The following is a 26302-nucleotide window of genomic DNA, read 5'->3' as shown; positions in this document are numbered from 1 at the left end:
TGCCCGTATCTGAATTCACTTTACCATGGCTGTAGGCCAAATACAAAGAAAACCAAATGTTAGTAAAGGAAGGGGAACCCAAATGAAACAACCTTTATCATTGACCTGGGAATTGGATTCTATATTTCCGGGAGGATCTGCTTCACCGCAGTTTGAGAGCTTTTTGAAAAAGCTGGAGTCAGACATTCAGGTTCTAGAACAGAAGGTTGCAGAGTCAGCTTCACCTGCAAATGTCGAATCGACCCGTGCGCTGGATGAAGTTATAGCATTGCTGCAGAGCTGTTCCGGCCGTCTGGTTCAGGCTTCGGAATTTGCCGGATGTCTGGGTGCGCAGAATCAGCAGGACAAGGGTGCTGTACGGCTGTCCTCCAAGGTTACGGGCCTTCGCGCAGGCTTCGAGGGCGTCAGCTCCAAGTTCGACAATGTGTTGCGGCAAACTCCCGATGATGTATGGAGTGAGTGGATGGCCCGCCCGGAAATTGCGCCACTGGAGTTTGTTCTCAGTGAGAGCCGCGACTTAGCCCGTGAGAAAATGAGTCCGGAACTGGAAGGACTCGCGCTTAAGTTGGCTGTTGACGGTTATCATGGCTGGAGCGAGCATTACGAAACGATTGTAAGCTCCATACAGATCCCTTATGAGGATAAAGAGGGGGCCAAGCTGCTGTCCGCCGGACAGGCCTTCAACAAGCTGGATGATCCCGATCCTAAGGTACGGGAGATCATGTTCCGCAAATGGGAAGAGGCCTGGGCCGGTGCTGCCGACTATTGTGCAGACACCCTCAATCACCTTGCAGGCTTTCGTCTGAATCTGTATGAGGGCCGTGGCTGGGAGAGTGTGCTTAAGGAGCCACTGGGCATTAACCGCATGTCAGGAGCATCACTGGATATGATGTGGGACGTGATTACCAAAGCCAAACCGGCACTGGTCTCTTACTTAAACCGTAAAGCCAAGCTGCTCGGGCTTGAATCTCTGGCCTGGGTAGATGTAGATGCACCGGTAGGCAAGTCCTCCGGCAAAATCCCCTACGATCAGGCAGCAAAAGACATTGTAACGCAGTTCCGCAAATTCAGTCCGAAGCTGGCTGATTTTGCCGAACGCGCCTTCGACAGCAATTGGATTGAGGTGGAAGACCGTCCCGGTAAACGTCCAGGAGGATTCTGTGTATCCTTTCCGGAAAGTAAGGAATCCCGCATTTTTATGACCTACAGCGGCACCCCATCCAATGTGTCGACCCTGGCTCATGAACTTGGACATGCTTATCATTCCTATCTGCTGGAAGATCTTCCTCTGTTCAATCAGAACTATGCCATGAATGTGGCAGAGACCGCTTCGACCTTCGCAGAGGTCATTGTAGCTGATGCCCAAGTTAAGGCTGCAGCAAACAGCGAGGAGAAAATCGCCCTGCTTGAAGCAAAAATCCAGAATAGTGTAGCCTTCTTCATGAATATCCACGCCCGCTTTTTGTTTGAAACCCGTTTTTATGAGAAGCGTAAGCAGGGGCTGGTGAATGCCGAAGAATTGTCGGAGATGATGGTTGAGGCCCAGAAGGAAGCCTACTGTGGAATTCTATCTGAATATCATCCGCATTTCTGGGCAGCCAAGCTGCATTTCTATATTACAGATGTGCCGTTCTACAATTTTCCATACACCGTTGGCTACATGTTCAGTACAGGATTGTACCGGCTTGCACTTCAGGAAGGTGCATCTTTCGCTGATAAATACGACAGCCTGTTGCATGATACAGGTATCATGACCCTGGAGGATTTGGTATCGAAGCATCTGGGTGTGGATTTGACTAAGCCGGATTTCTGGCAAGGTGCAACTGATTTGATTACTGCAGATATTAACGAATTCTTGAGAATGACAGAACATTCTGCCTAAAAGTTTGTCAGAACCAAGGCGTTTCATCTTTTTGCAGGCAAAAAACGAGGTTTGAACACCTTGTATTAATACGCAAAAGCCCCTTTTTAGGGGTTTTTTTGTGTTGGAATGCTGTCGAAATAAGACGATTGATAGAAGGAAATATACAATAAAACAATGAAATTTACGCATATATAGGGATAAACACCCAATTATGTTGAATAATGTTGAACGCTTGTACTAGGTGGCCTATAATGAGCCTAAAGCCTTATATAAGGGCTGCTAGAAAGTGAAATTAACATGAGCTTACAAAACTTTTAGGAGGAGACACATGCTGAGAACGGAACAACTATCACTGGCAAGACAGATTGATTTGGTGTTTAAGGAACTGCAGGAGGAATTGTCAGGACTGTCTTCCGGCACGGTTTTTGTGCAAATCAGAAATAACGTCATTGGGAAGTTTGGGATCCGCCATAATCCGCTGGCAGGTCGCAGCGGGGCTTTTGAGGAAGAGCAAGAGGGGTTGACCGTAGGACAACAATCTGCGTTCCGGCTAATGGCTCTGGAGAGCCTGAAATACAAACGGCGCTGGACGCATGGTGAGATTGGCTATGAATTTGCCGTCCGTCAGGGAATGGTGGTTGTTGATGCCACACTCGAATCCAATTACAATATGGCCAACCTGATGATCCGCTATCCACGCAATGTCCATGCCGACAAGTCCGATCAATTCTACGGCTAAGATATACATAGATATGCACAAGCAAAAGCCCCCTGCGTCTCGGCGAGAGGCGCAAGGGGGCTATAAAGCGGGTCCGCTTAGGCATTCAGCCTGGCGGGATACTTATGATAAGGCTGTTACTACGAACGACCGGACAATTGTTGCTCTGCCAGCTGCACCAGACGTTTGGTGATATATCCTCCCAAAGAACCGGTTTCGCGGGAAGTGTAGTTCCCATAATAACCGTCAGCTGGGATAGTTACTCCAAGCTCCTGTGCTGCTTCATATTTCAACTGCTGCAGCGCTGCAGTCGCTTGAGGAACGACCAGGTTATTGGAACGGCTACCACGACCTTGTTGACCTGCTTGACCCATGTTTGTTCACCTCCTTCGCCCGTTGTGAAGATAGTATGAGCGCTAGGAGAGGAATTCATGCACGGTTCAGGAAGGTTTCGAGGATGGTAATTATATGAAAATCAGAGTTCGGGATAGATGACTTCAAGATGGCTTGAAACCGCAAGGATTTGACCTGGTTTTAAGGTAATTATGCCTGTAAAGGAAGCCTCTTTGTCCAGGTTGGGTGCATCCGGAAGCCAGGTATAGGGCTCAATACAGAGAAATTGGTCTGCCGTTCCTTTGGTGTATATCACCCAGTGGCGGAAGAATTCCTTGTCTGCAGTATAGCGAAGCCCATAGCCGTCATTCCGCATCAACACAGCTTCCGCAGACTGCTCATCTCCAATGCGCAGTACGGTGTCCAGATTTGTACCCGACAGTTCCATTCCTTGATTCAGAGCTTCAAGCTCGCCTAAAGGCAGCAGATTGCCGCTGGTCAGCAGTTCATTGTTCAATTCATAGACACTTTCGACGGGCAGCTCAAGCTTCCAGCGATCCGGCTCGCCATCTATCATAAACCAGGTGTGGTACCCCATTCCAAAAGGGATATTCTTGTCTCCCAGATGTGAGACCTTGAGCGTTTGCTTGAAACGGGCATCCTGCAAACGGAATGTCATCTCAAACTTTAAAGGGACGGGAAATTGCTCCATCCAGCGGGGGTCATCCGCAGTATTGAATTCGGTAGTTACTGCGCAGCCTTCCTCGTCTTCTTCAATATCGCTTACACACCAGGATTGCGCACGGTGCAGGCCATGAATATGGTGTCCTCCTGCTGAATTCGGCTCGAACTGATAGCTTGTGCCTTCGAATTGGAATTGTCCCTCCCGGATACGTCCGGGAGGAATCAGTAGGGGCATGCCAAAATGATAAGGCTTCTGTAGGTAATAGGATAGATCGTTCTCCTCGGGCCTGCGCAGAATTTCACGATTTTCCTTACGGTCCCACAACGAAATGACGTTGTTGCCCAGTCGCGGCAAAAGCGTGACTTCCAGCTCACGGCTATGCAAAATATAGGTATCATAACCGCCCCACTGCCCTTTGGTCACCTGTTTCATGAAATGTATGCTCCTTTAATGTAACTGTAATCGAAAGACACGAATACCCTTATCATACCAGATTTATATACAGCGGTTAAGTCATTTGACAACTTCCCCAGTTCGCTCTATGATGAATGCATTCATGAACATGACAATGCGATGACAGGGACAAGTAGGCGGAAGAAGCACCTTCAGAAAGCCGGTGGTTGATGCGAACCGGTGGGGCACTTCAGGCTGAATGGACCCTGGAGCGCCGCGTTCGAACAGGTATGTGACCTAAGTAGACCGGCCGGCTCTTCCCCGTTAACGGAAGTCAAGGCTGCTTGTTATATCTCGTTTGGAAGAGACTGCAGGCGGCGAATAAGGGTGGTACCACGGTCTCACGTCCCTTGCGGATGTGGGGCCTTTTTGTGTGCTGCCGGAAGTGAAAACATAATCGGAGGGAATAAAATGGCTAAAAAAGTATTGTCCGGCATTCAGCCGAGCGGTTCTCTGACTCTGGGGAACTACATCGGTGCGATCAAAAATTTCGTTAAGCTGCAAGAAGAGCATGAGTGCTACTTTATGGTTGTGGATCTTCATGCCATTACGGTCTCCCAGGACCCTGCTGCCCTGCGGGAGAATTCAGAATCAGTAGCGGCTCTGTACCTGGCGGCAGGGATTGATCCTGCAATTTCCAACGTCTATATGCAATCCCACGTACAACAGCACGCAGAGCTGGGCTGGATTATGACTACCTTAACCGCGATGGGCGAGCTGGAGCGGATGACACAGTTCAAGGACAAGTCTTCCGGCAAGGATTCTGTAGGCGCGGGTCTGTTCGTGTACCCGTCTCTGATGGCAGCTGATATTCTGATTTACAATGCGGACCTGGTGCCGGTCGGGGAAGACCAGAAGCAGCATCTGGAGCTGACACGCGATTTGGCCGGACGCTTCAACCACCGTTTTGGTGAATTCTTCACGGTTCCAGAGCCTTACATTCCTGAAGTTGGCGCACGTATTATGTCACTGGATGACGGTACCAAAAAGATGAGCAAAAGCAATCCGAATCCTGGAAGCTATATCGCTCTGCTGGATCCGCCCGATGTTATACGCAAAAAAATAAGCCGTGCCACAACGGACTCCGGCCGGGAGGTTATCTTTGATCCGGCGACCAAGCCTGAGATCAGTAACCTGATGAGCATCTACGCTGAGTGCTCCGGAATGACGCTGCAGCAGATTGCTGACCGCTACGAGGGCCAAATGTATGGAGGCTTCAAAAAAGATCTGGGTGAGGTTTTGGTAGCTACGCTTGAGCCTCTGCAGCAGAAATACCAGGAGATACGCAGCTCGGGCGCGCTGACTGACATTCTTGCTGAAGGCGCGGAACGGGCACGTAATGTGGCCGCTCAGACGCTTGCTGGTGTTAAAGAGCGAATGGGCTTTCTGCCGCTGCGCTAGGAAGGCTGCTGTGCTTTGGTCTCTGCCTTGCGTCTCAGTCGGGCTTTGAGGATAAAGCCCCACCCGATATTCGCAATGCATAACACACCCAGCAGCAGAGCCAGCCAGATATTAGTGCTGATGGAGATGGATGCTGCGGTAAGAAGAAGAATGGAAGAGCATGCGAACCAGAGGGATAAGCCTTTGCCCATATAACGTCAGCCTTCTTTCTGTTGAAGTGAGTAGTTAGATTTGAATCATAACAGACTCTTGAAAATTTACCCGCTGCGAAAGTACTGCGCAGCGGGATTTTTAATTGCCAAAACTAATGAAAACGCTTTATGGTGATTGTGATAGTCTAAAGCTTCATCGAACCGGGGTCAATAGCAAAACGTTCATCGAGCTTTTCACTGCTCAGCCAGCCAACATAGGTGTTAAGGGGTTGGTAGTTATTGTCCATGACCAGCACAGCAACGAACGGGAATTGCTTACGGTGTAAATAACGTACATCTCCCCAGCGTACAATATATCCGGAGGCCACTTGCTCGACCTCGGCTACGGCATAGGAGGTAAAGTACAGAAAAGCCTGAATATCGGGATGGTTTTTGGAATGCTCAACGGCGGGGTGAGTGGAGCACACCGCATGCTTGAACCATTCGAGCCGTCGGTTGTTCAGAAGTCCGATATTATAGCTGCCGTCCAGCTTGGCTTTGACAACATTCCAGCGCGTCGGTGAGATGGTTGGAATTACGAAATACCGCTCACCTGGGCTATGATGGATATCCTTGTTCTTCAGATTTCTTGTCAACCGGGCATGCACCACTGTCCGCCAAATATAATAAAGCGCGATGCAGGCATACAGGGTAACAAATAAAGGGGCCGGTGGAACCAGCCCGCTGATCCAGAGGATAATGGCCGCCGCATGGCTGCCGAATATAAACGGATCAAAGATGTGGATAATGTTCCAGGCGATCCATTTCTCTGTGAAAGGACGTGCGGCCTGAGTGCCATAGGTGTTGAACAGGTCTGTAAATACATGAACAGCTACGCCGATGAAGCTCCACATGGCAATATGGCTCAGGTGATGAAGATCTGCGAACCCGAAGACGGGTCCAATAACCAGTGTAATCAAGGCAGGCCACAGGAGTAAAAACGGCAGGGAGTGAGTGATCCCACGGTGGTTACGGATATACAGCGCATTGTTTTTGAGGCGCAGCGCAGTATCGGCATCCGGGGCCTGAGAGGCCAATACGGTAGCGATCATGACCGCACCGGCTAATGTCGGCTGGGAAGCAACGACGGGATCAACAAAGGACAGTCCGGCAAGTCCCAGGCCCATAACGAAATGTGTAGCGGTATCCATTGGTCAGATCTCCTTTGTACGGAAGTTCTCTATTAATAACTACCCAATTTGCCGTCTAGTTATTTAGGGGGTGTAAAATAAATTTCGTCACGCAATTGTCAAATTGATGAACATCTTGGTCAATGATTGTCAAACTCTTTCTCTGTTTGTTATGATAAAGTTAACAGCAGAGTGAATAATGTTCTCAACTAAGAACGTTAAAAATCGGTTTTATGCTTCATTGGAACGTAGAAGTCCCTAGAAGGAGGAACACCAAACGTGGACAATCAATTGAGATATCAAGCTTCTTCGGATTCCGCAGCGCTGTCTGCCAAATCGCCGAAGGAAGGTGCCAGCTGGCGCGACTTCATTACGGTGACGAAACCAGGGATTATCCGCTCGAATCTTATCGCTGCTTTTGCTGGATACTGGGTGGCTTCCGGCTGGGATGTGCAGTATGGACGGCTCATTCTGACTTTACTCGGCACCATGCTGGTCATGGCTTCTGCCTGCGTGTTCAATAACTATTTCGACCGTGATCTGGATATGAAAATGGAAAGAACACGTGAGCGGGGGCTTCCGACAGGAAGATTGAAGCCGGGTGTTGTGCTTGCATATGCCATAGGGCTTGGGATAGCCGGTCTCGCGGTGTTGTTTGCCTTTTGTGGCGTGCTGGCCGGATTATTCGGCATCGTCGGCATGTTTGTCTATGTAGTAGTTTACACCCTTTGGCTCAAAAGAACATCTACATGGAGCACTTCTGTAGGTGCAATTTCAGGCGCAATGCCTCCAGTTATCGGATATGTTGCTGTAACCGGAACGGTGGATCTCGGGGCCTGGCTGCTGTTCGCCATGCTGTTTCTCTGGCAGCCGCCGCATTTCTGGGCGCTTGGCATCCGACGCAAGGAAGAGTACAGAGCAGCTGGATTTCCGCTGCTGCCTGTAGTTAAAGGTACGCGGAGGACCAAATTCCAAATGATTCCTTATGTGGCGCTGCTTCTGCCAATCCCGGTATTGATGTATGCTTACGACTATGCGGGAATTTTTTACCTCATTATCTCTGCGGGGTTGTCCCTCGCCTGGCTATACTTGACCCTGAAGGGATTCCGGGCGAAGGATGACGATGCTTGGGCGAAGCAGAACTTCTTTTTCTCCATTAATTACCTGACAGTCAGTCTGATTGTGCTTGTGCTGAATACGATCCACGGCTAAGGGGGAGAATGTCCTGTGCAGACCTTGAAACGCTACAAATGGACCTGGCTGATGCTGCTATTGGCCTTAGGCCTGGCTATTTATCTGGCTGTGATCTCGTTAAGCGGCAGGAATGACAAGCTGCCTGTAATCGGTGAAGTGCAGGACTTCTCGCTTGAAAATGTGGATGGCCGGCAAATTACTCTGGCAGATACGGAGGGGAAGCCGAGACTGGTGTATTTCTTCTTCACGGAATGCCCGGATGTTTGTCCCATCACCACCTTTATGCTGTCACAGACTCAGGATTTGCTGGTTAAGGATGGCAGCTTCGGCAAGGATGTGGAATTCGTCTCTATTTCCTTTGATCCCAAGAATGACACGCGTGAAGCGATCAAGACGTTCGCTGACCGTTTTCATGCGGACTACAGCGGCTGGTATTTCCTACGCGGTGATCAAGAGCAGGTCCGCAATCTGGCGGCCGGCTCCTTCAAGGTGCTGATTTACGGGGACAACAAGGATAATTTTGCCCATGCGAATTTGATTGGTCTGGTAGACCGCCACAACCGGCTCCGGGGACTTTATGATGCAGGAGAAACGGAGAACGTGACACCGGAATTTTTGGCAGGCGAACTGAAGAGGTTGGTTGGGGAAAAATAAAAGCATGGAAAATAACGCCTTGTTCGGCTTCTTGCGTGGGACGCAGGAAACGGATAAGGCGTTTTTTGGGTTGTTGAACGACTAAGGTAAGCGGTTCTTGGTGATGCGGAAGCTACCAATGGCAGCTTGTCCTGTATGCTTACGTTTCCATATAAGGTAAGGGTTCAGGATAAATGATGAACTCCTCAAGTCCGGCCTTTTCCAGTTGAGTGATATTGTATTCATCGGGGGTTCCTTCCACCCCGGCATAGCCTTTTCGGGTATAAATATGAACGGCATCCGGGAATGCATCACGCAGGATACCGCGGATTTTTTTGCCTGAGCTGTCATTGTCCATGTACAGGTACACCTCTCCGTCGCCTATTCTGCGCCGCAGCGTCTCCAGCTTCAGTGTGTTTAGAGTGCCGAATGTACACTGGATATCAATCTCTGGCGTCAGCAGCCTCCGTAATCTGCTGCGGTCATTTTTACCTTCAACGATGATAGTTATGGACATATACGGTCATCCTTCCCCCGTGGTGATGTGTCTATGTCGATATTTTACCTAAAAACCGTCATTATTAAAAATATCAGCGATTTATTTGTTGCACATTCTATAAGATGAATTATCATTCCCCGGGAAATGTCGTAAAAAGAAACAATCACCCGGTTGTAAAAGAGCCGGATGATTGGGGGATTTATTATTCGGCAAATGCGGACAAACTTAGAATATTCCGGCACTGAGGATGATGACCAGCAGAATGTAGAGTACCAGAATGGTTCCTGTAGAAGTCCAGAATACAGGAGTTACGGGAGCGGGATTGGGGCCCGGACCGCAATGTTCGCCCATGGAGGATTCACCACGCTTTCGAATGTGGGTTGATTACACTGTATATTATGTTGAAAGCAACATTGGGTTTGTATGTTTGCCTATCCACATCCTCCATTGTTTCAGGGAGAAGGAGATGTCCTTTTCAAGCGGCCGGACTGTTCCACTCCGGCCGGTAGGCCAGCTTGCCTGAGGTTCTGGGCGGCAACAGCAGCAGAGCGGTCATCAGCAGCACAAAGGCAATGAAATATGGGGAGACGTAGTCCCGGAGCTGTCCTGCTGCAACCGGACCGGCAAACGCGCCAAGCGACATGGCAATGGATTGCAGCGAGAAGGTCCGGCCCATGCGTCCGGCACCTCCGAGACTGATGAAGAGTGAGGCCATCGCCGGGAAAAGCACGCCTTTGGCAGCCCCAAGCAGAAAGAGAACCACACCTGCGGGAATGCCCCGGAACGCAGCCAGCGTGAAGAAGCAGAGTGCCATAGCCAGGAGTGCTGCCGCGATTCTTATTCCTGGTGCAAGCCGGTTGAGAAAGAAGAGACTGAGCGTGACCAGTGCCCCCAAGCTAAGCAAGGACAGCAGGATTCCGGTAGAGATCATTCCATCACTGCCCTGTGACAGGGGCAGTTCAAAGAACAGTACTCCTTGGGAGCAGGAAACAAAGAAGGGGAGCAGATAATAACGCCGGGATACAGGAGGGGGCGCTTGGGCTGGAGCTTGTGAGAGCGAGTGCAAAGGCAGAGCAGTGTTCACGGCGGCCAGGCTCTGAACATGCTTAGGCACGCTGAATAAGGCCATCACACCGGTGAAGATCAGCAGCCAGCCCAAAGTAGTGAAGGTGCCGGAGTAGCCGGCCTTTGCCACAATAAAAGCTCCGGCGGCTGGGGACACAACGGAAGCAAGCGTATGGACGATCCCATGGCCGGACATATATTTCCCTTGGGTCGCGGAATCAGAAGAGAGCGAGGCCAGGAGTGTCATGCAGGCGGGGGAGAGGAAGGCCAGGGCGAAACCGCTCGCTGCCCGGAGCAGCAGCAGATGCCAAGGAAGCTGCGCATGGGCCTGAAGCAGCAGAATGGCCCCGGCTGCCGTGAGCGCGAACACAATGTAACGGCGGCTGCCGTTACGGTCGACCAGCACGCCGGCCAGCAGATTGCCGGGAAGATGCGTCAGCGAATACATGCCCATCATCCAGCCAATGAAGGCTGGTCCCGCGCCCAAAGAGATGGCAAACGGCGTAAGAATAGGGTACTGGGCATGCAAATCGAAGAAGGCCAGAAAGAGAAACAGATACAGCCACAGCGCGGTTTTCAAAGAAAGCACCTCCACAGGGGCCTGACTCTGTACCAAGGCACAGGCAGGCGCTTTTTGACATATAGGGTTAATGACACATCATCATCCAATTGTTACCAATGATTCGGACAATGACCTACTTGTACTTTACGTGTGGTCTGGCAGGCTTATACCATTTTCTTGGGGATGGCCAGCAGGAAGCTGCTCGGCCATGAATTATATAGGTCATTCATGTATAATAATTATTAATATTGAAATGTCCCGGGGACACGCGCCCTGTTGTGACGAAATATGGCGATAGGGGTGTTGTGAAATTGATGGATCCGGCAGTGTGGTCACAATTTATTAGGGAGAATTGGCTGGTTATCGTTGTAGCACTTGTGCTGCTGTTTGCGGTAATTAATCTGATTAAGACAGTTCTGAAGTGGGCGATAGTCATTGCTATTGTAGCTGGCTTGTTCATTTACAGCGGGGTTACGCTTGACCAAATTGGCAACGCTGTGAATAAGGTTACAGATGGAACGGTAAGCACACTCAAGAGTGAAGCACAGGATATGATGCTGAAGGAAGCGAAGGATGCCAAGTACACTTCTGGAGGCGACGGCACTTTTACCATTACAACACCTAACCTTGAAGTCAAGGGTGCTGCCGGAGAGGATAAGGTGGAAGTGATTTTCCGCGGAGTGAGTCTCGGTAAATGGAGTATGACGGAAACCACCCAAACCTTTATTGAAGAAGCCCGCAAAAATCAATAGGTTTGCAGAAATGCTGATCATAGTTGATATGACTCTACAGAGAAATGAAAGGGAGGACAAACATGCTTAAAGGATGGATAGACAGCCTTAGTGAAGCCAACATCATCTCCATCCTGTTGGTTGTGGTTGTCCTTTTTTCACTGCTTCAGGGCTGGGGCAGAGGCTTCGCAAGAGCGGCAGGAGGCTTGTTCGGCCTGCTGGGAAACGGGGTGCTTACCCTTCTGGCGCTGGCTATGGCCATTCCTGCGGCGATGCATCTGTCGCCCATCGCAGGAACCTGGGCGCTAGGAATAGTGGTGCCTGAGACGCAGCTCAGCGGATGGCAGCAGTTGTATTACACTGCTGTATCTGTGCTGGCAGGATCACCTTTTGTGCGTTTTCTGCTGCTTCTACTGATATCTTACAGTATAATCAGACTTCTGCTCGGACTGCTGTTCCTGCTGCTGCCTTTCCGGCTGCCCCGCTTTCGGAGAAGGGAATCGGACCGGAAGATTACACTGGCCAGCCGTCTTAGCGGTGCGATCATCGGCGGTGTTATCGGACTGGTGCGCGGTCTTGTCCTTGTTCTTGCGCTGTACATCGGTGTAGGCCTGAACCCTGACAGCGGCTTCAGTCGTTATGTGGAATCCTCTCCCATCTACAGCGAAAGTGCCGCTGCTGTCTTTGAGCCGATTGCCGGTGAAGATATGCGCAGCAGACTGCCGGTGCTGACCCAAGCAGTGGCTGATGAGATGAATGATATTTTGCGGCGGAAATATGAGGTCATTGATCATGAAATTTCACCAGACATTGTCGGAGCCGCTGCTGATATTGCCGGACAAGCCAAGGGGGCTGAGGACAAGGCCAAACTGCTGTATGACTGGATTGGCTCGCGGATTGCCTATGACTATGGTAAGGCTGAGAATTACGAGCAGAAACGCATCTGGCATGAGCAGACCCCGCAGGATACTTTTGATACCCGGCTTGGGGTATGTATTGATTATGCCCGCCTGTACGCCGTAATGGCACGTTCACAGGGACTTCAGGTGCGTGTAGTCACGGGACAGGGTTACGATGGCCAAGGCGGATATGGCGCCCATGCCTGGAATGAAGTATACCTGCCGGACAGGCAGGCCTGGATACCGCTCGATTCCACGTGGGCGCGCAGCGGGGACTGGTTCAACAGCAAGGATTTTGATAAAACCCATATTAAAGAAAGTGTGCTCTGAGAAGGAAGCGGCAGCCTTGAGATGTATGGTACAATAACAGGGCATATCGAGTAGCCTTTCAGACTCTGGTATGATCAGGTTCTGTATCTGCAACCTATAAGGAGAGGACACACTGTGAAATGGTTTGGCCGCCCGGGGATACGTCCGGATGAAGCTCATGGCCGAAGTGCACCCAGTCTCCGCATAAATCTGTTTTTCTTCGGCACGTTTTTTGTTTTTTGTGTCATTATTATTCGTCTTGCATCCCTGCAGTTCGTCGAAGCTGCGGCTTTGACCGAAGTAGAAGAGAGTCAAGAGACTAAGGCTGTTCCTCTTTCCGCGATCCGGGGGATTATTCATGCTGCCGGTGGGGAAGAGATTGCGTACAATACATCCGTCCAATCCTTGTACATCACTTTAACCAAAGACTATACAGAGACCTATAAGAACAAGGAAACCAAAGAATATGAGTTTACGGAGAGTGCCCAAGCGAATACAGCTTCGCTGGCAGTGAGACTGGAATCCGTCTTCAGTCAATATGGTGACCCATCCGGCAAAAAGCTCACGCAAGCAGATATTACAGCTCTGCTCGATCTCCATTTCAAAAAAGCGCTGGGCTACTATCCGCGTAAAATCAAGACAGGTCTTACACCCAGGGAAGTGGCCCATTTTCTGGAGCACAAGGAGCAATATCCCGGCCTGTCCATTGTGGAAGAAGCTGCCCGCCATTATGACAAAGACACCGTAGCTGTACAGGCGGTGGGTTATATTAAGCCTTTTAAATCCTCCGATAAAGAGGATAGCTATAAGAATATCCGCAGTGCGATGAAAAAAAATAATGCCGATCCGGGCTTAGCGTATAAAGAGGATGAATTTGTCGGATTTTACGGCCTTGAGCTGCAATATCAGCGGGAGCTGCGCGGAAAAAATGGCTACCAGACAATTTCCGTCAATCCGCAGAATATGGCGGAGGAAGTCACCCAATCAGTCCCGCCCGTCAAAGGGAACGATCTCTGGATGACGATCAATAAGAACATCCAGCTTAAAACCGAACAGGCGATTATGGATCAGATCCGCTGGCTGCATACCCATCCGGTACTGGGGAAACTCCATCCGGATGCCCTGACCGGGTATGCCGTGGCTATGGAAGTGGATAGCGGCAATGTGGTTGCGATGGCCAGCATGCCGGATTATGATACAAATGTCTGGACATCGGAAAAGGTTGCGCCTGAGGAATACGATAAGATTAGGGATAACAACCTGAACGGTACGATTACAGATACTACCTCCGGTATATCCGGGAATGGCCTGAAGTCCATTCTATATCTGGGGTCCACCATCAAACCGTTAAGTGTGTTAATCGGATTGAATGAAGGCTTATTCTCTGCCAGCGATACTTATAACGACAAAGGGATCGCCTATTTCGGCAAGGATGACAATGCTTCCGTAAGTAATTCCTCCGGTCATGTACTCGGACTGTTGCACCCTGCTGAGGCTATTCAGGAATCCTCCAATGCTTTTATGGTCGATAAGGTCGGAAATCCGCTGTACAAGAAATATCAGGACAAGGCGACAGGGGTTTGGGATAAATATTTAAAGGCTTTTGGCCTGGGTGTATCCACTGGGAGCGGGCTGCCGCATGAAAGTGCCGGAGCTAATGATTATATGGATATCAAGGCGGCCGGAAGTACCCAGGCAGCCATGGTCTACGCATCCTTCGGCCAGAAAGGTAAATATACAGCACTGCAGCTTGCCCAGTACACAGCAACCCTCGCCAATGAGGGCGAACGGATCAAGCCCCAGTTGGTCAGCAAGATCACGGATGCGGACGGCAACACCGTTAAGGAGTATCACCGTGAAGTGCTGGATAAAATCACATTCGATCCTTCCTACTGGAAGGAGATCAAAAAAGGAATGAACACTGCCGTCAAGGCCTTTGACGGGTTTCCTTATGATTTTGCCCGCAAAACAGGCACCTCTGAGATGGATGCGTACGGAGTAGTCCGGGACAACGGCGTATTTATCGCATATGCCCCGCGTGAGAACCCCAAGCTGGCGGTAGCGGTAGTGATTCCTGAAGGCGGATTTGGTTCCAACAGTGCTGCACCGGTTGCGCGTGCAATTTTTGACGCGTATGACTGGGAATACGGGCTGACTGGAGTACCTAAGAAGAACGTACCACCTGTAGCGGTGTCAACGCCGGAATGAAGGTTTATTTTAAGATGTAGAGGAGTGAAAAACTGTGAGTGTTTTCCGTAAGCAGGCCTCTCCCCAAGACGAGAAGGACAGCAAGAGCTCGCTTGGCCTGCGGCTCAACGTGTTTTTCTTCAGCACGTTTATTATTTTCTGTGTCATTATCATCCGTCTTGCCGTTGTTCAATTCGTGGAAGGCCCTACCTTAACGGAGGTAGAAACCAGCCGTGATACCAAAAATGTGCCGCTCGCAGCCATAAGGGGATCGATCCGTGCCTCCGGTGGAGAGGAAATCGCTTATTCTACGTCTGTCCAGTCGCTCTATATTACGCTAACGAAAGAGTATACAGCTAAATTTACGGACAAGGAAACAGGAGTTACTTCGTTCACCCCGGAGGCCCGGGCGAATGCTTATGCGCTGGCTAACAAGCTGGTAGAGTCTTTTAATAAGTATGGCGACCCTAAAGGGGAAAAACTGACGGTTAACGATGTCATCAATTCCCTCGATCTCAATTTCAAGAAATATTCCGGCTTCATGGCACGGCGGATTAAGGCGGGCCTTACCTCCGAGGAGGTAGCTTATTTCATGGAGCATAAGGCAGAGTATCCGGGCCTGGAAGTAGTCGAAGAGAGCAACCGCCACTATGATAAGGATACGGTCGCGGTACAGACTATCGGCTACATCAAGCCTTTCAAGTCCTCAAGCAGCCTGGATATTTACAAAAATATTCAAAATGCGATGAAACAGTTGGATGCCGATCCGGGTCTGACCTACAAGGATGATGAATTTGTCGGATTCGATGGGCTGGAGCTGCAGTATCAAAGAGAGCTGCGCGGGAAGAACGGTTATCAGGTCATCTCAGTCAATCCGCAGAATATGGCCGAAAAGGTCGAAAAGGTCGTTCCGCCAGTGAAAGGGAATGACCTGTGGACGACCATCAACAAGAATATTCAGTTGAAGACCCAAGAAGCCATTACCGAGCAGATTAGCTGGCTGCATTCCCATGCCGTGCAGGGCAAAACACATCCTAATGCGATCACCGGTTATGCGGTAGCCATGGAAGTGGATACTGGTAATATTGTCGCTATGGCTAGCATGCCCGACTATGATACCAATGTATGGACTTCGGGATCATTGCCTACCGATGTCTGGAACCGCATCATCGATAATTATCAGAACGGAACCATCAATCCGATTTCTTCGGGCGTTTCAGGTAACGGACTCCGTTCGGTACTGCTGATGGGTTCAACCATCAAGCCGCTAAGCGTACTCATAGGCCTGAATGAAGGGTTTTTCAGTACCAGCTCTACCTACATCGATACAGGCAGTACCTCTTTCGGTAAGGAAGGGCATGAAACCAAGGTTAGAAACGCTTCCGGCCACGTATACGGTCCCATGGACCCGGCCAAAGCGATCACGAAATCCTCTAACGTATTCATGGTCGATATGGTCGGCAAGAAGCTGTGGGATAAGTATGGTGGAACCAAGGGCATTGAGGTTTGGGACAAGTATATGAAGGAATTCGGCCTCGGCGTATCCACACAAAGCGGCCTTCCCAGAGAGTTTCTGGGACAAATCAACTATACGAATACCGAGGCGGCGGGAAGTGCCCAGGCGGCTCTGGTCTATGCCTCCTTCGGACAGCAGGGAAGCTACACTACGCTGCAGCTTGCGCAGTACGCTTCCACCCTTGCCAATGAAGGCATCCGGATCAAACCGCAGCTGGTCAGCAAAATCACGGATTCCAACGGCAAGGTGATCAAGACCTTTGGCCGGGAGGAGCTGGATAAAGTCACCACGTTTGACGATTCCTTTTGGAGAGAAATCAAAAAAGGGATGAGCAGTGAAGTGACTGCCTTTAATGATTTCCCGTATGACTTTGCCCGCAAGACAGGGACATCCCAGCAGCAGGCCAAGGGAGAATTGCGCGATAACGGTGTCTTCATTGCCTTTGCTCCGCGGGATAAGCCCAAGCTGGCTGTAGCAGTGGTCATTCCTGAAGGCGGATTTGGCTCCAACAGCGCCGCACCGGTCGCCCGTAAAATTTTCGATGCTTATGATTGGGAATATGGCCTTGATGGCGTGCCTAAGAAAAGCTTAAAAACTGAAAATGCTGCGGCTAGTGGCGTTCCGAATACGTCAGGCGAAAATACTCCGGCAACAAACAACTGATACTATAAACTGAACAACAGAATGCAACGACGGAATGGCTAGATCCAAAAATATACAGCTCTCTGACACCAGAGAGCATACAAGAATGGAGGGGTGGCAAATGATTGCCAAATACCGCCTGCTGGCATTGGATATGGATGGAACCCTGCTGAATGATGAACAACAGATTACCCCGAAAACGGTGGAATGGATTAAAAAAGCAATGGATGCAGGTGTTCATGTCTGCTTGTCCACCGGACGCTCGTCACGGAGCGCAATGCCTTACGCAGAGCAGCTTGGACTTGATACTCCGATGATTATGGTGAACGGCAGTGAAGTGTGGCGTGCACCTCATGAGCTGTACCGCCGTTCCCTGATGGACATGATGCTGGTCAAAAAAATGCATGAAATCGCCGAAGAATACGGAATCTGGTTCTGGGCATATTCGGTGGACGAGGTCTACAACCGCGACAATTGGGATGGAGATATTGAAGGCCGGGAATGGCTCAAGTTCGGTTATTCTACGGAAGACGACGAGATCCGCCATAAGCTGCTGATGCAGCTTCAGGATTTGGGCGGCCTCGAAATTACGAATTCCACCCCGCACAATCTGGAGATTAATCCGCTTGGCGTGAACAAGGCTTCCGGCATTCGGGAGGTCTGCAAGCTGCTGGGCATAGAGATGTCCCAGGTGGTCGCAGTAGGAGACAGTCTGAACGATCTGGCAGCCATCCAGCAGTCCGGCTTTGGTGTAGCGATGGGCAACGCGCAAGAAGTAGTGAAACAGGAGGCGGACGCCGTGGTCGCCACGAATAACAACGACGGGATTGCAGAAGTGATTGAGAAGTATATTTTGATTTGAATCAAACATTTTAGGAGTTGAAGGAATTGGCGATTCTGGGATGGGTTTTGATTATTGCTTTATTCGCCGTAGGCCTGGCCGGAGCGGTGTATCCGATACTGCCTGGCGCGCTGGCGATTTATCTGGCCTTTTTCGTATACGGCTGGTTCTTTTCCTTCGATCCGTTTGGTGCGGGGTCCTGGATTATTCAGACGCTGATCGTGGTAGTGTTGTTTGTAGCGGATTATGTGGTCGGGGCCTGGGGAGTCAAAAAATTCGGCGGCTCCCGCGCCTCGGTCATCGGCAGCACGATCGGCCTCATCCTGGGTCCGTTCCTTATTCCGGCGTTTGGCCTGCTGATCGGTCCGTTTGTCGGCGCATTTGCCGGTGAACTGATTGCCGGTTCAAATCCGGGCAAGGCCGTGAAGGTCAGCTTCGGTTCATTGCTTGGCCTGTTCAGCAGCACAGTAGTCAAAATCATACTGCAAATTGCCATGGTCGTCCTCTTCTTTATCTGGATTGGCCGGTATTAATTTTAACAGCGAAGAAGGCGAAACAGTTTGTCCACCAAGAAAGAGTCATTTGTCAAAGGCACGCTTATTCTGGCCGCGGCTGCGCTCGTGGCCCGCGTGCTGGGTCTGGCCCAGCGGGTGCCGCTGGAGCATTTATTCAATGATATCGGGAATGCATCATTTACTCAGGCGAACAATGTGTACCTGATGCTTCTGCCGCTGGCAACAGCCGGCATTCCAAGTACGCTCAGCAAAATGGTGTCTGAGCGTTATGCGCTAAACAGGCCGCATGAGGCGCAGCAGGTATACCGTGCGGCGCTTATTTTTGCCGCAGTTGTCGGTGTGCTGATGAGTACAGTCCTGTACATAGCGGCTCCGTATTATGCGGAGTATACCAAGGTTCCCGAGAGTACGCTTGCGATCCGGGCGATAGCACCGGCGCTGCTGCTCTTTCCGATGATTGCGATGATGCGCGGTTATTTCCAGGGGCGCAATAATATGATGGCCGGGGGCATCTCGCAGATTATTGAGCAGGTTGCCCGGGTATCGACGGCAATTCTGCTTGCGTTTATTCTGCTGCGTCAGGGCTACAGCAATACATGGATGGCCGCGGGCGCTTCATTCGGCAGTGTGCTTGGCAGCATCGGGGCGTTTGGCGTGATGCTGTATTATGCAAGGAAGCTCCGCCATAGCGAGGAGCAAAAGGCTTTGTATGATTCAAGCGAAGCCCGGATTCCGCTGCTGAAGATTTACAAGGACATTTTCAAGCTGTCTATACCGATTGTGCTCTCTTCCGTTACAGTTCCGGTTGTGAACTTTATGGATACCTCGCTCATCGTTCCGCTGCTTAGCGGTCAAATCGGGTTGAAGGAGGCTACTCAGGCCTTGGGGATCTATGGAAGCCGTGCACAGAGTGTAGCCGGAATTCCGCCAGTATTGTCGATTGCGCTCAGCACTTCGCTGATTCCAATCATTTCCGCCGCCTATGCAAGGCGCGACGAAGTGCATTTGAAGCGGCAAGTGACGCTGGCGCTGCGGATTTCAATTCTGACAGGAACACCGATTGTCCTCTCGCTCGTGGTAGCTGCATATTCTGTGAATGGATTGCTGTTCAGCAGCCTGGACGGCAGTGGCATTGTGGCGATGCTGACACTGGGGACGATTTTCCAGATTACCATGATGACGACCAACTCCATTCTGCTCGGAATGGGAAAAGCGCGGATCTCCATGTACTATGTGCTGGCCGGCCTGCTCGTCAAGTTTGGCTCAAACTTTATTCTCAGCCGCTTTTTTGGCATTTACGGCATTATTGCAGCAACGGCTCTGTGCTTCATTGTGATTACGCTGCTTAACCTGAGAATGCTCAAGTCCATCATACCTTTTGAGATCCTTGGCAAACGCTGGGGCGGGTTCGCGGTTGCTGTGTTGGCCTCAGGCGGGATCGGTTACGGACTGAATGAAGCAGGTCTAATTCTTACCCATATGATGCCTGCCCGGGTGGCTTTCTTGATTACCTGTCTTGTTGTAGGTGTAGCTGTAGTTGTCATCTATCTGGTACTGCTTATTGTTCTGGGGGTGCTGAGCCGTCAGGAAATCGCCGGTTATCCGCGGCCGCTGCAGAAGGTGCTGGGTCCGCTCATGAAGCTGCAGCCCGAACGTATCCGTTCTGAACAATAATTCTATGATAATTGTCTTATTCTGTCTTTTTTATTTGACTTATTCCGTACAATTTGCTTCACTTAAAGAACATATAACAGACGCTTACTCTTAACTTAAGAAGGGACTGTTCAGTTCATGGATAAAATTACTTCCCCTGCGGAATTTCAGGTGTCGATTCAATCGCCCCGTCTGACCGTAGCTGTCTTCAAAGCCGATTGGTGCTCGGACTGCAAGTTCATTGACCCGTTCATGCCCGAAGTGGAACAGAAATACACGGATCGTCTCACGCTGGTTGAAGTGGATGTTGACGCTGTAGGCGATGTCAGCCAAGAACAAAATATTCTCGGGATCCCCAGCTTTGTTGCATATACGGATGGACGCGAGCTAGTGAGGTTTGTCAACAAGCTGCGTAAGTCCCGTGAAGAGATTGAGAGCTTTCTGGACAGGGCGCTTGAAGTTTATCTGACTATACACAAGTAATAACGATGCACCGCTTTCGCCCTACCCGAGCAGAAGCGGTGTTTTTTCTAAAAATATAAGGATTTATAGGTTTCACGCTATAAATCATCCTTCTATTTCTCGCTGAAACGGATTCCGTCCCTTAAAAGGACGGCGAAGCCTTTTCCACTTGATTAAATCGCTACATAGCTGTTCAACAGGCACTTATCCCAATCATTCCTATAAAATTGCGGGTGATCTCATTGACGATGAATCAACTGAAATGGCTCAGCTACATCACTTGTCTAATCATGTTTTTGGCGCTTCTTGGTGGTGCGGTAGTTACCAAAACCGGTTCTGGACTGGAATGCGGCAATGAATGGCCGCTTTGTCACGGAAAGCTGATTCCTGCCTATACGCTAGGTTCTCTGATCGAATACACCCATCGTTTATTCAGCGGGCTGGCTGGCCTGATGTCCCTTGTCTCAATGCTGGCCTTTTGGCGTTATGCGCGTAAACGGAGAGATCTCCTGGTATACGCGCTGCTGACGCTTGTATTTGTGGTGGTGCAGGGAGGAATGGGAGCGCTTGCGGTGATTAAATCGCAGTCGGCTGCGGTGATGGCACTGCATATGGGCTTCTCCCTGATCGCTTTTGCCAGCTCGCTGATGCTTGCGCTCGGGTCGAAAAGGCGGCATGCGCTGGGGGATAATCCGCCTCCTCCGGGACCGCGTGTCAGCAAAGGCTTCCGCAACTTAACATGGGCGGCTGCGTTATATTCTTATATAGTGGTTTATATTGGGGCCTATGTCAGCCATACGGATTCCCAGGGAGGCTGCTCCGGGTGGCCGCTCTGTAACGGGGAATGGATACCGGAGCTGTCTGGTGGTGTGGGCATTGTGTTCACGCATAGGGTTGCTGCAGCATTGCTGTTTCTCCTGATCGCTTGCCTGGGACATTTAGCCTTCTGGAAACATAAAACACTGCCTGAGCTGAGGGCACTTGGTAGTGCTGCTGTTGTGCTGTGTCTGCTTCAGGTATTCAGCGGTGCTGCTGTTGTCCATACCCTATATAATGAACGGCTGTACATTTTTGCCGCACTGGCGCATATTCTCCTCATTGCCGGACTCTTCGGTGTTCTGTGCTACATGAGTGTGCGTGTATGGCAGCTGGAAAGAGCGAATAAATAGTCTACGCTCATCAAACTTTTACGGGATAGCGCCTTGTTTGAGGAGGAACGATATAGTGGGATACGGGAATTTGCGTCAATGGATTGAACAGCTCCGCCGGGACAAGGATATTGCCGTGATTGATGCTCCGGTGGATCCTTATTTGGAGCTTGCAGAGATACATCGGCGTGTCGTACAAGAGGAAGGGCCGGCTTTGCTCTTTACGAATGTAACCGGAACACCGTTTCCGGTGGCAACCAATCTCTTCGGAACGGTCCGCCGGGCCAATCAGGCATTCGGAACGCGTCCGGAGCAGCTGATGAAGACGATGGTGAGAGCCGCCGAAACACTGCTGCCGCCAACAGCGTCCGGGATATGGAAGGAAAAAAAGCTGCTCATGGACCTGCTTAAGGTAGGAACCCGGAATGTACCGCAGGGAGAAGCCCCGGTGCTTGGCGTTTGCCGTAGTACGGATCCCCTTAAGGAGCTGCCCCGTATCACAAGCTGGCAGAAGGAAGGAGGTCCATCAATCCTTCTGCCCATTGTTTATACGGAGAGCATCACTCAGCCGAATGACCATAACCTTGGGATATACCGGATTCAAATGTATGATGACAGCAAGGCGGGAGTGCATTGGCAAAAGCATAAAGGGGGCAGCTTCCATCACCGGGAGGCGGAACTGCTCGGAGAGACCCTTCCGGTTTCCGTTTTTTTAGGCGGGCCTCCGGCATTGATTGCCGCAGCAGCGGCTCCAGTACAGGAACGGATACCCGAACTGATGCTAGCCTCTCTGGTACTGGGCGGAAAGCTGCAGATGGTCAAAGACCCGATGGGCGGACACCGGATTCCCGCTGAAGCGGAATTTGCCATTCGCGGACTGGTTACGCCGCAGGAGCGTCATATGGACGGGCCATTCGGTGATCGTTATGGTTATTACTCCAACCCCCGCGATTTCCCGGTCATGCACGTTCAGCGGATTTGGCACCGGAAGGATGCCATCTACCCGGCAACTATCGTAGGCAAGCCGCGCCAGGAAGATTACTACCTCAGGGAGTATATTCAGCGGCTGCTGGCTCCGGTGTATCCTCTGCTCATGCCTTCTGTCAAAGCACTGTGGGAGTACTCGGAATGCGGTCCGCATTCCCTGGTGTCTGCTGTCGTGAGAGAGAGCTACCCTAACGAAGCGATGGCATCAGCCTACCGAATTCTGGGAGAAGGCCAGCTGTCCCTGACCAAATTTCTGCTGCTGACTGATGAACCGGTCGAGCTGACCGATTTCCAGGGACTGCTGGAGAACGTACTGGAGCGCTTCAATCCAGCCTCGGACCTCATGGTATACGGCAATGTCTCCCAGGATGAGCAAGGGCCTCCGGTGAATCCATTGAACAATAGCAGCAAGGCTATAATGGTAGGAGTGGGAAGTCCGGTGCGTGAGCTTCCTTATGCATACACAGAAGGACTAATTCCAGGTGTCACACAGGCAATTCCTTACTGCCGGGGATGTTTAGCCGTTTCCGGTGCATCCTATGAAGAAGATCCTGAACTTGCGTCCCGGCTAGCCGGTGTCCTGCGAGCCCGGGAAACGGACTGGCCGCTCGTGATAGTGGTGGATAGCGCCGAAGATACAGTACGGACTCAAACCTCTTTTCTGTGGACAGTGTTCACAAGGTTCGATCCGGCCAGTGATATATACGCCGAATGTGAGATCAAACGCCATCATATCGGCTATAAGCTTCCCCTTGTGATCGATGCCAGAATGAAACGGGAGTATCCGGAGGAGCTAATTCCACGCGAGGATATTGTTCAGCGGGTTGACCGCAACTGGAAAAGCTATTTCCCACACTGAGGAGGGTACAGGATGCTGCGGATATTACTCGGAGAGCCGCCCCGCGAGAACAGCGGTATGCTGGCTGAAGCCATGGACAATATGGCCAGGCTCGCATCCATGCTGCGCAAGGACATGAATCTGCATGAAGACCGTAACCACGAATACCGCAAGCTTGAAATCTGGACGCGCGGCCTAATCTCTTCGCTGGATGAGCTGGAGCAAAGCTGGTTCGCGGCTGCCTTTTTCCGCAAATCCGTTGTAGCGGGTTACATGGATGATATGTCCCCTATGGAGCAAGGCGAATATGCGAGATATGTTTATTTTTACAAAGATGGCTTCATTCGTGTATTTTCACTGCTCGACAAGCTGGGTACGGTGCTCAACAGTCTGTATGATCTGAACACCAGCAAGGTCAAAGCCCATTTCTCCTATTTTACGGTGCTCCGCCAGTTTCAGTTACTTAAGCAACACACAGAACTTTCTAATGAACTGGAGGAAATTAAGCATTCCTACCGGGAGCCGCTGGAGAATCTGCGCAAGCGCCGTAACGCAGAGATCCATTACATGAATGCTGAAATGCAGGATGACCTATGGCAACGGCATCAGGGACTTCATGACAAAATTCATCTGGAGGATCTGGACAGCCATTTGGAGGATTTGAAGCAGGGCCTTGAAATGGTATGTAAGACTTTGGCAGCAGCATTCAGGTACAGCAATGAGCAGTGGCATAAGAGCAAAATCGCCGCCAATATAAAGCCCTGGCCTTCTTCCTCAGTAAAAAGTTCCCTTTGACAAAGAAACTTAAACTTACTATACTTGAGCTTACATTAGCAGCTTACATGTTGCGGGAACTAATTTCATAATAAACTCTTATCGAGAGCGGCGGAGGGATAGGCCCGATGAAGCCCGGCAACCGATTTGTAGGTGAAGCGATACTTGTCGCTCTCTTCAAATGTCATGGTGCTAATTCCTACAATGCCGCGTGGTTTGCGGTCGTTGGCAGATGAGAAGGCATGGTTAATACAATCACAGGGCCTCTTGCGATCTGCAATCGATCGTAAGAGGTCTTTTTGGTTTTCATATGGGTTACTTGGGGAGGACAACGGGTTTGATAGAGCTAAAAGGTTTGACCAAGGTATACGGAAAAGGCAGCAAAGCTGCGACGGCGCTCTCCGGACTGAACCTGTCGATTCAAAAAGGGGAGATTTTTGGTGTCATCGGCCACTCGGGTGCCGGTAAAAGTACACTGATCCGCTGCATCAACCTGCTGGAGCGCCCGACGGAAGGCGAAGTATGGGTGGACGGAGTGGAACTGACCTCACTCAGTCAAGGACAGCTCCAGGAACGCCGGCGCAAGATCGGCATGATCTTTCAGCATTTTAATCTGCTGTCTTCCGCGACGGTGTACGATAACATTGCATTTCCGCTGCGGCTGTCGGGGACACCCAAGGCACAGATTGAACAGAAAGTTAAGGAACTGCTTGTGCTTGTAGGTCTTGAAGAGCACAGCCGTAAATACCCGGCCCAGCTCTCCGGGGGGCAAAAGCAGCGGGTTGGCGTCGCGAGGGCTCTGGCCAGCGACCCTGATGTACTGCTCTGCGATGAAGCTACCTCGGCACTGGACCCGCAGACAACCGATTCGATCCTGCGGCTGCTGCTGGACATTAACCGGAAGTTTCATCTGACCATCGTGCTGATTACCCATGAAATGCATGTCATTCAGAGTATTTGCGACCGGGTTGCAGTGATACATGGCGGGGGAATAGTCGAGCAAGGCGAGGTAGCCAGGGTATTCCTGAAGCCGCAGCATGAAGTGACGAAGGACTTTATCCGAAGTGAACATCAGCATGAGGGTCCGCTTCGTGTAGCGCTGGACGCAGTACATGGACAGTACAGTACATCCGTCAAAATCACATTCCTTGGACAAAAAACATATGAATCTACGCTCTCCCATGTGGTTCGGAGAACCGGTGTGGACTTTGCCATTCTTCAGGGAACGATATCAACGATCAAGGATGTACCTTACGGCCAGCTTCTGGTGCGCTTTGAAGGCAGCATGGAAGCGGTTGAGGCAACTCTTGCTGAACTGACAGCGCAAGGTCTTGATGTGGAGGTGTTCGGCTAATGGGGAATTTGAACTTTAACGAGATTAACTGGGAAGAAATGCTGGATGCGGGCATAGCTACACTACGAATGTTGGCTTATTCCGGAATTTTTACAATTATTCTTGGTTTACCACTCGGAATTGTGTTATATTTATGGGGAAGATCGAATAACTACTTTATCAGGTTGGTTTACTCGGTATTATCCTTTGTGGTGAATATCCTGCGTTCCGTGCCTTTCATTATCTTGATGGTCGCCTTGATTCCTTTGAGCAAAAGCATCATGGGAACTTCGATAGGCGTACTCGGAACGATTCCGGCGCTGGTGATCGGTGCAGCTCCGTTTTTTGCCCGGCTGGTCGAAACGGCTCTACGCGAGGTAGACCGGGGCGTGATCGAAGCGGCGCAAGGGATGGGAGCCACTACCGGCCAAATCGTCTGGCGCGTGCTTTTGCCGGAAGCCCGTCCAGGTCTGCTGGCCGGAGTGACCATTACCATCGTTACATTAGTTTCATACACAGCGATGTCGGGGATGATCGGCGGCGGAGGTCTGGGTGACCTGGCTATCCGTTACGGCTATTACCGCTATGAGAAGGAAGTCATGATAATCTCGGTAGCGCTAATGGTGATTCTCGTGCAGCTGCTGCAAATGGCCGGTGACCGGCTGGTTCAACATTTTACCCGGAAATAAGGTACTTCCATATACAAGCCTTATTCATACACACATACACAATAGAGGGG

At 50.7% G+C, this 26302-nt stretch carries 25 protein-coding genes, 1 riboswitch and 1 other annotated feature; of the genes, 18 read left to right on the top strand and 7 right to left on the bottom strand.

Annotated elements, in window-relative coordinates; genetic code table 11:
- The first annotated feature begins 82 nt into the window (after nucleotides 1-82).
- Entirely contained in the window at nucleotides 83-1882 is a 1800-nt protein-coding gene (locus A3849_RS03240; RefSeq protein WP_074110158.1) for a M3 family oligoendopeptidase, read from the top strand.
- Nucleotides 1883-2192: 310 nt separating this feature from the next.
- Nucleotides 2193-2603, top strand: a complete 411-nt coding sequence (locus tag A3849_RS03235) for an O-methyltransferase (protein WP_074110157.1) — start codon at nucleotides 2193-2195, stop codon at nucleotides 2601-2603.
- Between the two features lie 119 nt (nucleotides 2604-2722).
- Here the strand turns inward: A3849_RS03235 and A3849_RS03230 are convergent, their stop codons facing one another.
- Nucleotides 2723-2956, bottom strand: coding sequence for an alpha/beta-type small acid-soluble spore protein (locus A3849_RS03230; protein WP_074110156.1), 234 nt, complete (start codon nucleotides 2954-2956; stop codon nucleotides 2723-2725).
- 101 nt (nucleotides 2957-3057) lie between these two features.
- Nucleotides 3058-4032: an aldose 1-epimerase gene (locus tag A3849_RS03225; RefSeq protein WP_074110155.1), complete on the bottom strand. Its 975-nt coding sequence runs from the start codon at nucleotides 4030-4032 to the stop codon at nucleotides 3058-3060.
- Nucleotides 4033-4164: 132 nt separating this feature from the next.
- Nucleotides 4165-4407: a binding site (T-box leader), on the top strand.
- Nucleotides 4408-4464: 57 nt separating this feature from the next.
- Here A3849_RS03225 and trpS point away from each other — a divergent pair.
- Nucleotides 4465-5454: a tryptophan--tRNA ligase gene (gene trpS, locus A3849_RS03220; protein ID WP_074110154.1), complete on the top strand. Its 990-nt coding sequence runs from the start codon at nucleotides 4465-4467 to the stop codon at nucleotides 5452-5454.
- Here the strand turns inward: trpS and A3849_RS03215 are convergent.
- Nucleotides 5451-5645 (bottom strand): hypothetical protein, encoded by a 195-nt coding sequence (locus A3849_RS03215; protein ID WP_074110153.1) that lies wholly within the window; start codon nucleotides 5643-5645, stop codon nucleotides 5451-5453. The genes trpS and A3849_RS03215 overlap by 4 nt on opposite strands.
- 146 nt (nucleotides 5646-5791) lie before the next feature.
- On the bottom strand, nucleotides 5792-6796 hold the full coding sequence (locus A3849_RS03210) for a metal-dependent hydrolase (protein ID WP_074110152.1): 1005 nt from the start codon (nucleotides 6794-6796) through the stop codon (nucleotides 5792-5794).
- Nucleotides 6797-7054: 258 nt separating this feature from the next.
- Here A3849_RS03210 and cyoE point away from each other — a divergent pair, with 258 nt between their 5' ends.
- Together cyoE and A3849_RS03200 are read left to right on the top strand one after the other, a co-directional pair.
- Nucleotides 7055-7987, top strand: coding sequence for a heme o synthase (gene cyoE, locus A3849_RS03205; RefSeq protein ID WP_074110151.1), 933 nt, complete (start codon nucleotides 7055-7057; stop codon nucleotides 7985-7987).
- A 15-nt stretch (nucleotides 7988-8002) separates the two neighbouring features.
- The gene (locus A3849_RS03200; RefSeq protein WP_143191719.1) at nucleotides 8003-8623 is read left to right on the top strand and encodes an SCO family protein; all 621 of its coding nucleotides are present in this window, start codon (nucleotides 8003-8005) and stop codon (nucleotides 8621-8623) included.
- A 139-nt stretch (nucleotides 8624-8762) separates the two neighbouring features.
- Here the strand turns inward: A3849_RS03200 and A3849_RS03195 are convergent, their stop codons facing one another.
- From A3849_RS03195 to A3849_RS03190, 3 genes are all read right to left on the bottom strand, one after another.
- Entirely contained in the window at nucleotides 8763-9119 is a 357-nt protein-coding gene (locus tag A3849_RS03195; protein WP_074110150.1) for a DNA primase, read from the bottom strand.
- Nucleotides 9120-9326: 207 nt separating this feature from the next.
- A complete protein-coding gene (locus tag A3849_RS33460) occupies nucleotides 9327-9452 on the bottom strand; it encodes a hypothetical protein (protein ID WP_256700632.1) in 126 nt (41 codons plus the stop codon).
- A 124-nt stretch (nucleotides 9453-9576) separates the two neighbouring features.
- Nucleotides 9577-10746: an MFS transporter gene (locus A3849_RS03190; protein WP_074110149.1), complete on the bottom strand. Its 1170-nt coding sequence runs from the start codon at nucleotides 10744-10746 to the stop codon at nucleotides 9577-9579.
- A 296-nt stretch (nucleotides 10747-11042) separates the two neighbouring features.
- Between A3849_RS03190 and A3849_RS03185 the strand changes: the two genes are divergently transcribed.
- The 13 genes from A3849_RS03185 to A3849_RS03125 all read left to right on the top strand — a co-directional run bounded on the left by A3849_RS03185 (nucleotide 11043) and on the right by A3849_RS03125 (nucleotide 26252).
- On the top strand, nucleotides 11043-11480 hold the full coding sequence (locus tag A3849_RS03185) for a hypothetical protein (protein WP_074110148.1): 438 nt from the start codon (nucleotides 11043-11045) through the stop codon (nucleotides 11478-11480).
- 62 nt (nucleotides 11481-11542) lie between these two features.
- Complete coding sequence (locus A3849_RS03180; RefSeq protein ID WP_074110147.1) at nucleotides 11543-12688, top strand: transglutaminase-like domain-containing protein; 1146 nt, start codon at nucleotides 11543-11545, stop codon at nucleotides 12686-12688.
- Between the two features lie 114 nt (nucleotides 12689-12802).
- On the top strand, nucleotides 12803-14875 hold the full coding sequence (locus A3849_RS03175; RefSeq protein ID WP_074110146.1) for a peptidoglycan D,D-transpeptidase FtsI family protein: 2073 nt from the start codon (nucleotides 12803-12805) through the stop codon (nucleotides 14873-14875).
- 34 nt (nucleotides 14876-14909) lie between these two features.
- Nucleotides 14910-17033: a peptidoglycan D,D-transpeptidase FtsI family protein gene (locus A3849_RS03170; protein ID WP_074110145.1), complete on the top strand. Its 2124-nt coding sequence runs from the start codon at nucleotides 14910-14912 to the stop codon at nucleotides 17031-17033.
- A gap of 100 nt (nucleotides 17034-17133) precedes the next feature.
- On the top strand, nucleotides 17134-17874 hold the full coding sequence (locus tag A3849_RS03165) for a Cof-type HAD-IIB family hydrolase (protein WP_074110144.1): 741 nt from the start codon (nucleotides 17134-17136) through the stop codon (nucleotides 17872-17874).
- Between the two features lie 26 nt (nucleotides 17875-17900).
- A complete protein-coding gene (locus A3849_RS03160; protein WP_074110143.1) occupies nucleotides 17901-18386 on the top strand; it encodes a DUF456 domain-containing protein in 486 nt (161 codons plus the stop codon).
- A gap of 27 nt (nucleotides 18387-18413) precedes the next feature.
- Nucleotides 18414-20042, top strand: a complete 1629-nt coding sequence (locus A3849_RS03155; protein WP_074110142.1) for a putative polysaccharide biosynthesis protein — start codon at nucleotides 18414-18416, stop codon at nucleotides 20040-20042.
- 117 nt (nucleotides 20043-20159) lie between these two features.
- On the top strand, nucleotides 20160-20504 hold the full coding sequence (locus A3849_RS03150; RefSeq protein WP_074110141.1) for a thioredoxin family protein: 345 nt from the start codon (nucleotides 20160-20162) through the stop codon (nucleotides 20502-20504).
- 221 nt (nucleotides 20505-20725) lie between these two features.
- The gene (locus A3849_RS03145; RefSeq protein WP_143191718.1) at nucleotides 20726-21652 is read left to right on the top strand and encodes a COX15/CtaA family protein; all 927 of its coding nucleotides are present in this window, start codon (nucleotides 20726-20728) and stop codon (nucleotides 21650-21652) included.
- Between the two features lie 55 nt (nucleotides 21653-21707).
- The gene (locus tag A3849_RS03140; RefSeq protein ID WP_074110139.1) at nucleotides 21708-23477 is read left to right on the top strand and encodes a UbiD family decarboxylase; all 1770 of its coding nucleotides are present in this window, start codon (nucleotides 21708-21710) and stop codon (nucleotides 23475-23477) included.
- A 12-nt stretch (nucleotides 23478-23489) separates the two neighbouring features.
- The gene (locus A3849_RS03135) at nucleotides 23490-24251 is read left to right on the top strand and encodes a Cthe_2314 family HEPN domain-containing protein (protein ID WP_074110138.1); all 762 of its coding nucleotides are present in this window, start codon (nucleotides 23490-23492) and stop codon (nucleotides 24249-24251) included.
- A gap of 75 nt (nucleotides 24252-24326) precedes the next feature.
- Nucleotides 24327-24469: riboswitch (SAM riboswitch) on the top strand.
- Between the two features lie 98 nt (nucleotides 24470-24567).
- Complete coding sequence (locus A3849_RS03130; RefSeq protein WP_074110137.1) at nucleotides 24568-25584, top strand: methionine ABC transporter ATP-binding protein; 1017 nt, start codon at nucleotides 24568-24570, stop codon at nucleotides 25582-25584.
- Complete coding sequence (locus A3849_RS03125) at nucleotides 25584-26252, top strand: methionine ABC transporter permease (RefSeq protein ID WP_074110136.1); 669 nt, start codon at nucleotides 25584-25586, stop codon at nucleotides 26250-26252. Before A3849_RS03130 ends, A3849_RS03125 begins: the two co-directional genes overlap by 1 nt.
- Nucleotides 26253-26302: the final 50 nt, after the last annotated feature.

This window comes from Paenibacillus sp. P46E, assembly GCF_001909095.1.
Lineage (GTDB): Bacteria > Bacillota > Bacilli > Paenibacillales > Paenibacillaceae > Paenibacillus_AQ > Paenibacillus_AQ helianthi.
The sequence above is the reverse complement of the archived record's forward strand: the minus strand, read 5'-3'. Positions and strand labels throughout refer to the sequence as shown.

Bases quoted from the DNA above. Each gene is read 5' to 3' on its own strand.
- A3849_RS03135 (WP_074110138.1), top strand. From the start codon at position 23,490: ATGCTGCGGATATTACTCGGAGAGCCGCCCCGCGAGAACAGCGGTATG.
- trpS (WP_074110154.1), top strand. From the start codon at position 4,465: ATGGCTAAAAAAGTATTGTCCGGCATTCAGCCGAGCGGTTCTCTGACT.
- A3849_RS03215 (WP_074110153.1), bottom strand. From the start codon at position 5,645: ATGGGCAAAGGCTTATCCCTCTGGTTCGCATGCTCTTCCATTCTTCTT.
- A3849_RS03225 (WP_074110155.1), bottom strand. From the start codon at position 4,032: ATGAAACAGGTGACCAAAGGGCAGTGGGGCGGTTATGATACCTATATT.
- A3849_RS03195 (WP_074110150.1), bottom strand. From the start codon at position 9,119: ATGTCCATAACTATCATCGTTGAAGGTAAAAATGACCGCAGCAGATTA.
- A3849_RS03235 (WP_074110157.1), top strand. From the start codon at position 2,193: ATGCTGAGAACGGAACAACTATCACTGGCAAGACAGATTGATTTGGTG.
- A3849_RS03125 (WP_074110136.1), top strand. From the start codon at position 25,584: ATGGGGAATTTGAACTTTAACGAGATTAACTGGGAAGAAATGCTGGAT.
- A3849_RS03230 (WP_074110156.1), bottom strand. From the start codon at position 2,956: ATGGGTCAAGCAGGTCAACAAGGTCGTGGTAGCCGTTCCAATAACCTG.
- A3849_RS03210 (WP_074110152.1), bottom strand. From the start codon at position 6,796: ATGGATACCGCTACACATTTCGTTATGGGCCTGGGACTTGCCGGACTG.
- A3849_RS33460 (WP_256700632.1), bottom strand. From the start codon at position 9,452: ATGGGCGAACATTGCGGTCCGGGCCCCAATCCCGCTCCCGTAACTCCT.
- A3849_RS03165 (WP_074110144.1), top strand. From the start codon at position 17,134: ATGATTGCCAAATACCGCCTGCTGGCATTGGATATGGATGGAACCCTG.
- A3849_RS03185 (WP_074110148.1), top strand. From the start codon at position 11,043: ATGGATCCGGCAGTGTGGTCACAATTTATTAGGGAGAATTGGCTGGTT.
- A3849_RS03240 (WP_074110158.1), top strand. From the start codon at position 83: ATGAAACAACCTTTATCATTGACCTGGGAATTGGATTCTATATTTCCG.
- A3849_RS03180 (WP_074110147.1), top strand. From the start codon at position 11,543: ATGCTTAAAGGATGGATAGACAGCCTTAGTGAAGCCAACATCATCTCC.
- A3849_RS03150 (WP_074110141.1), top strand. From the start codon at position 20,160: ATGGATAAAATTACTTCCCCTGCGGAATTTCAGGTGTCGATTCAATCG.